General features: G+C 69.1%; 2 protein-coding genes. One reads left to right on the plus strand and one right to left on the minus strand.

Features of this window, described 5'->3' with window-relative positions; all coding sequences use genetic code 11:
- Positions 1-248 precede the first annotated feature (248 nt).
- Entirely contained in the window at positions 249-689 is a 441-nt protein-coding gene (locus tag ACYVE9_RS18185; protein WP_461028937.1) for a DUF3052 domain-containing protein, read from the minus strand.
- A gap of 429 nt (positions 690-1,118) precedes the next feature.
- Here ACYVE9_RS18185 and aceE point away from each other — a divergent pair, with 429 nt between their 5' ends.
- A complete protein-coding gene (gene aceE / locus ACYVE9_RS18190; protein ID WP_461028938.1) occupies positions 1,119-3,851 on the plus strand; it encodes a pyruvate dehydrogenase (acetyl-transferring), homodimeric type in 2,733 nt (910 codons plus the stop codon).
- The last annotated feature ends 99 nt before the right edge of the window (positions 3,852-3,950 follow it).

Consider the following 3,950-nt stretch of genomic DNA (forward strand, 5'->3'; position numbering starts at 1 on the left):
AAGGCCACGCGAGGGCTGCGGGACGGCGAGGCGGATGTTCGGCCGGGAGGGCGCTGCTCGACGGGTGGCGCCGCATGGCGGTGGCGCGCATCGCAGAGGCCGCGTGGCCGACGGGAGGAGCACGCCTTTCGGCCGGCAGGTCGGTCGGGCCGGCAGGTCGGAGTCGAACCGGGGGCCTCAGGGGCGTGCCCCCGGTGATCACACCGGGGGCACGCATGCATGGTGGGCGGGTGGACCGCCGGTTCGACTCAGCCCTTGGCGGCCCGGCTGGTGTTCGGGGTGACGAGGCGGCTGCCCGTCCAGTCCTTACCGACGTTCAGCGGCTTGGTCTGCTGAAGGCCCGCGGTCTGGGCGGCTTCGCCGATCTCGCTGGCCTCCACGTAGCCGTCCCGGCCGGTCTTGGGTGTCATCAGCCAGATGGGGGCTCCCTCGTCGACCAGGCCGATGGCGTCCACCAGCGCGTCCGTCAGGTCGCCGTCCTCATCGCGGAACCACAACACCACGGCGTCGGCGAGATCGTCGTACTCCTCGTCGACAAGCTCACTGCCCGTGATGGCCTCGATCCCCTCCCGGAGGGCCTGCTCGGTGTCGTCGTCGTAGCCGAGCTCCTGGACCACCTGTCCGGGCTGGAAACCCAGCCTCGCGGCTGGGTTGGTCCGCTCCTCCGCGTGGTCCGCGGTCGCGCTCACGGATTGCCTCCTGACATCTTTCGAAAGTACGGGGGTGCCCCGCGCGGGCGCGAGGTACTTGGGCGTAGTCCACACGTGCCGGGCGGATCGCGCAAGTACCCGGCCGTCTATCCCGCCCAAACGTTGACGTCTCGCCCTACAAGGCGCATGTCACAGTGATCCACGACACAGCGTTCCGCCCGATTTCTGCCACTGCCGCCTCCCGGACGACCGGCAGGGCCGAACGGCCGTACGCGGGCTGAAGGAGCTGAAGGAGAGGTGGGCGTAAGGTTGCGGTTTGGCCGACCGTCGTGCCCGGCCGCGCTCGACGGTCCCCTGCGACGGCCGTTTGCGGTTACCCCCGGGTAGAGATGACGTACGCGCCCCAGCGGTCCACGATGGGAGTCGGCGCGACACCTGTAGAGCAATACCGACCAGCGAAGGAACAGCGTGGCTTCCGGATCCGATCGCAACCCGATCATCATTGGCGGCCTTCCCAGCCAGGTCCCGGATTTCGATCCCGAGGAGACCCAGGAATGGCTCGACTCGCTCGACGCAGCCGTCGACGAGCGGGGCCGGGAACGTGCCCGCTATCTGATGCTCCGCCTCATCGAGCGCGCCCGCGAGAAGCGTGTGGCCGTGCCGGAGATGCGCAGCACGGACTACGTCAACACCATCCCGACCAAGGCTGAACCGTTCTTCCCCGGCAACGAGGAGATCGAGCGCCGGATCCTCAACGCGACCCGCTGGAACGCGGCCGTGATGGTCTCCCGTGCGCAGCGCCCGGGCATCGGGGTCGGCGGACACATCGCCACCTTCGCCTCCTCGGCATCGCTCTACGACGTGGGATTCAACCACTTCTTCCGGGGCAAGGACGGCGGCGACGGCGGCGACCAGATCTTCTTCCAGGGGCACGCCTCCCCCGGTATCTACGCCCGCGCCTTCCTGCTCGACCGGCTCACCGAGGAGCACCTCGACGGCTTCCGGCAGGAGAAGTCGAAGGCACCGAACGGGCTGAGCAGTTATCCGCACCCCCGGCTGATGCCGGACTTCTGGGAGTTCCCGACCGTCTCGATGGGCCTGGGCCCCATCGGCGCGATCTATCAGGCGCGGATGAACCGCTACATGGAGGCCCGCGGCATCGCGGACACCTCCGCGTCCCAGGTCTACGCCTTCCTCGGCGACGGCGAGATGGACGAGCCCGAGTCCCTCGGTCAGCTCTCGATCGCCGCCCGCGAGGGCCTGGACAACCTCACCTTCGTCGTCAACTGCAACCTGCAGCGGCTCGACGGCCCGGTCCGCGGCAACGGGAAGATCATCCAGGAGCTGGAGTCGCAGTTCCGCGGTGCCGGCTGGAACGTCATCAAGCTGGTGTGGGACCGCTCCTGGGACCCGCTGCTCGCCCAGGACCGGGACGGGGTGCTGGTCAACAAGCTCAACACGACACCCGACGGTCAGTTCCAGACCTACGCCACGGAGACGGGTGCCTACATCAGGGACCACTTCTTCGGCGGTGACCACCGGCTGCGCGCCATGGTCGAGGACATGACCGACGAGCAGATCCTGCACCTGGGCCGTGGCGGGCACGACCACCGCAAGGTGTACGCGGCGTACAAGGCGGCCAAGGAGCACAAGGGCCAGCCCACCGTGATCCTGGCGCAGACCGTCAAGGGCTGGACGCTGGGGCCGAACTTCGAGGGCCGCAACGCCACGCACCAGATGAAGAAGCTCACGGCCGAGGACCTCAAGCGGTTCCGCGACCGGTTGCACCTGCCCATCCCGGACAAGGAGTTGGAGAGCGGCGCACCGCCGTACTACCACCCCGGGCGGGGCTCCGAGGAGATCCAGTACATGCACGACCGCCGCCGGGAGCTCGGTGGCTACGTGCCGACACGGGTGGACCGGTCGAAGCCGCTGGTGCTGCCGGAGGACAAGACCTACGCGTCGGTCAAGAAGGGCTCCGGCCAGCAGGAGATCGCCACCACCATGGCGTTCGTACGGCTGCTGAAGGACCTCATGCGGGACAAGGAGATCGGCCGCCGGTTCGTGCTGATCGCTCCGGACGAGTACCGCACCTTCGGAATGGACTCCTTCTTCCCCTCCGCGAAGATCTACAACCCGCTGGGGCAGACCTACGAGTCGGTCGACCGCGAGCTGCTGCTGGCCTACAAGGAGTCGCCCAACGGGCAGATGCTGCACGACGGCATCTCCGAGGCCGGCTGCACCGCCTCGCTCATCGCGGCCGGCTCGGCGTACGCCACGCACGGCGAGCCGCTCATCCCCATCTACGTCTTCTACTCGATGTTCGGGTTCCAGCGGACCGGCGACCAGTTCTGGCAGATGGCCGACCAGCTCGCCCGCGGCTTCGTGCTGGGAGCCACCGCCGGACGGACCACGCTGACCGGCGAGGGGCTCCAGCACGCCGACGGCCACTCGCAGCTGCTCGCCTCCACCAACCCGGCGTGCGTGTCCTACGACCCGGCCTTCGGCTTCGAGATCGCGCACATCGTCAAGGACGGTCTGCGGAGGATGTACGGCGAGAACGCCGAGGACGTCTTCTACTACCTGACCGTCTACAACGAGCCCACCCGGCAGCCGGCCGAGCCGGAGAACGTGGACGTCGAGGGCATCATCCAGGGCCTGCACCGCTACCGGACCGGTGAGCGCGGCCGGCACTCCGCCCAGATCATCGCCTCCGGTGTCGCGGTGCCCTGGGCGCTGGAGGCGCAGCAGATCCTCGCGGACGAGTGGGACGTCAAGGCGGACGTCTGGTCGGCGACCTCGTGGAACGAGCTGCGCCGGGAGGCCGTGTCCGTCGAGGAGCACAACCTGCTCAACCCGGAGGAGGAGCAGCGCGTCCCGTACGTGACCCGCAAGCTCCAGGGCTCGCAGGGGCCCGTGGTGGCGGTGTCCGACTGGATGCGGTCCGTTCCCGACCAGATCTCCCGCTGGGTGCCCAACACCTACCAGTCGCTGGGCGCGGACGGCTTCGGTTTCGCGGACACCAGGGGGGCGGCGCGCCGCTTCTTCCACATCGACGCGCAGTCGATCGTGTTGGGCGTGCTCACCGAGCTCGCCAAGGAGGGGCACATCGACCGTTCGGCGCTGAAGCAGGCGCTCGACCGTTACCAGCTGAGGGACGTGACCGCGGCGGACCCCGGCCCGGCCGGCGGCGACGCCTGACGTACCCGCGCACCGTAAGGTGGCCCCGGCCCTCCAGGCCGGGGCCACCGGCGTTTCCGGTCCGACAGGCCAGACCGGTCCGACCGGCACGACCGGGGG

The organism is Streptomyces sparsus, from assembly GCF_054776295.1.